The organism is Deltaproteobacteria bacterium, assembly GCA_030654105.1.
In the GTDB taxonomy this organism is placed as follows: domain Bacteria; phylum Desulfobacterota; class SM23-61; order SM23-61; family SM23-61; genus JAHJQK01.
Genome location: JAURYC010000092.1, coordinates 1 through 2,846 on the forward strand (window position 1 = coordinate 1; position 2,846 = coordinate 2,846).

Here is a 2,846-nt window from a genome sequence, read left to right on the forward strand (position 1 = left end):
ACTTTGAAATTGGCCATTTTCTCTTTGCAGAAGTCGATGATCTCTCCCGGGGTGGCTTCCATGCCCTCCTTCAACTCAATGCAGGCGGTTACCCGCTGCCCCCATTTTCCATCCGGAAGGCCCACGACTTCCACATGTTTCACCTTGGGGTGCCGGAAAATGAAATTCTCCACCTCTTCGGGAGAAATGTTCTCCCCGCCGCTCCGGACCACATTCTTGATCCGGCCCATGAAAAAGACGAACCCCTTCTCATCGATGAATCCCAGGTCTCCGGTATGGAGCCATCCTTCGGAGTCGATGGCCTTGGCGGTCTCCTCGCGTTTATTATAATACCCCTGCATCAGGTTCCATCCTCGAGCGCAAATCTCTCCCTTATCGTTCGGGGAGAGGGGCTCCCCGGTTTGGGGGCTAACGATCTTCATCTCTACGCCGGGCAATGGTTTTCCCATTCGATTCATTCTGTCTTCCAGCGAGTCATGCAGGCAATCAGATATCGAGCAGCAGGGAGAAGCTTCAGAAATCCCATAGAGGTTGGTAATCCCGCTTATCCCCATCTTCTCGTAGATATCCCGGACGGTCTGAGGAGGGCCGGTGGTCCAACCGGTCCGCAGGGATAACTTTTTCCGATCCAGGCCCGGCTCCTCCATCATTTTTACATACATGGTCTGGATCCCACCCACAGCCGTACACCGCTCCCGCTCCATGACGGCTAAAGATTCCCGGGCGTCGAAGGAAGACAGCGTCACGTTGCAGCTTCCGTGGGTGAGAGCGGCCAGCAGCCCATCCACCAATCCAGCATTGTGGTAGTAAGGACATGGGTTGAAGTAGCGGTCCTCTGCATTCAGCCCTAAGCGCTCGCCAATTTCAAAGCCATTCCTCAGGATGTTGTTATGAGTGAGCATAACCCCTTTCGGGAAAGCAGTGGATCCGGAGGTATAAAGAATGCTGACGGTTTGATGGGGGTCCACGGAGTCTTCCACCGGCTTGAGGTCGATTTCTCTTCCCATCTGAAAAAGCCTCTGAAATGAAAACGTTCCGGGCTGAGCTTTTTCAGAGACGCAAATTACAGTCTTTAAACCGGTGATTCGCTGGGAATGCAGGCCTCCGGGTTGAGAGATGTACAGTTCGGGGCAAAGCTGTCGCAATACTTCCAGATATCCCGTTTTTTGAAACCGGTCGGATAGAATGAAGATGGAAGAATCGGATTGTTGTAAAATATATTCCAATTCATCCGCTTTGAAGCGGGTATTGACCGGAACGAAAATGGCCCCGATATTGGCCAGAGAGAATATGGCAACTACCCACTCGATCCCATTGGGTAGCCAAATGGCCACCTTGTCCCCGGGCTCCACTCCGACCGATAATAAACCTTTGGAGAACTGCTCTATTTTGTCCGCCATTTGTTGATAAGTGATGCGGGTGTCCCCGACTACGAGGAACTCACGGTCGCCGTAAACGCGGGCGGCATCCCTCACGGCCTCACCCAGCGTTTTTTCCTTCCAGAAATTCATTCTTTTGGCCAACTTTCTGTATACGAAAATCCATGTTTTTCAAATAAACTACCCCGCCGCAAGCGGACGGGGTATTATTCGCTCATGCATAAATTTTTCGCCGCAAGCGGCGGGGAATAAACCCTAAAGTGATTTATTATCGTGGGTTGAGAATTCGAGGAGAATTATTTTACCCGGCTTTGCATCAGCCTAACTCTCAACCCCCCGTTTCGCAGGGCGATTCCCCTATCGAACTTCAACCCTGTACTTTTCAGAAGTTGGGCGCGCTCGCAGAGCAACGCCAAGTTCCAGTTGGGGCACTTAGCCCGCAGTATCTTCCCCAATTGGGCATATAGGTGGCGCAAGTCTTTGCCTGCACTTACCCGCACCCCATAGGGAGGGTTGGTGATCACCCACCCCGGGTAAGGCGGCGGTTTAATGGCCGAGACGGAGCGGCACGAAAATTCTATGCAGTCGGCTACCCCCGCACGTTCGGCATTGGCTCGAGCTGCCTGAATCGCGCCGGCATCGCGGTCGGAAGCAATAATTTTAGGTGAGGGAGATAGGTTTTTTGCCGTACTCTCCGCCATCAAAGCCTTCCATATTGCGGCATTGAAATTGGGCCAATCCATGAAGGCAAAATGTCGAGTTCGGCCGGGGGGGATTTTTTTGGCCAACAGCGCCGCCTCAATTGCGATGGTACCCGAGCCGCAGAAGGGATCAAGCAGGGGGGATGCAGAATCCCAACCTGAGGCCAATAGTATTCCAGCGGCCAGCGTTTCTCGCAGGGGGGCTTTTGCCGTGGCCAGCCGATACCCGCGCCGATGCAACAGCGAGCCGGATGAATCCAGGCTGATCGTGCAATGATTGTCCACCAAGCGTACAACGACCAATTGCGGCAGGTTGGTTACGGGGTCTTCATCGAATTTTCGAACCGTTGGGGGCTTACCCAAGCGGTCGGCAATGGCTCCAGTTATGTATTCGGTTATAGCCCCCGTATGATACAAACGGGATTGGTGGCTGGTTACCCGAAAAGCTGCCGGCTGCCCGGGGGTAAGATATCCTTCCCACGGTAGACGTCTCGCCTTTCGACGGAGATCTGAGAATGCGGCTGCGTAAAACGTGCCCAGTCGAACCAACACTCGACTCGCCGTGCGTAGGTGCAGGTTGGCTCGGCAAATATCGTGCAGCGACCCGCGAAATTCTATGCCACCCACTGGATCATCCGGTTTTCGCCCCAGAGGAGAATCCACCGACGGAGAAAGGGTAGGTTTGACTCCCAAGCCCAGTTGTTCAAGTTCTTTGGTCGTAAAATCCTCGAGCCCCGGTAGGCAGACGGCGAACAGATTACTCATG

2 protein-coding genes are annotated in these 2,846 nt (G+C 53.7%); both read right to left on the minus strand.

Translation table 11 applies throughout. The features are described 5' to 3' along the window. Window positions 1-1,511 (minus strand): AMP-binding protein (locus tag Q7V48_03535; GenBank protein MDO9209809.1); only part of this gene is annotated, 1,511 nt, incomplete at its 3' end. Between the two features lie 164 nt (window positions 1,512-1,675). Continuing rightward, window positions 1,676-2,846 (minus strand): class I SAM-dependent RNA methyltransferase (locus Q7V48_03540; protein MDO9209810.1); only part of this gene is annotated, 1,171 nt, incomplete at its 5' end.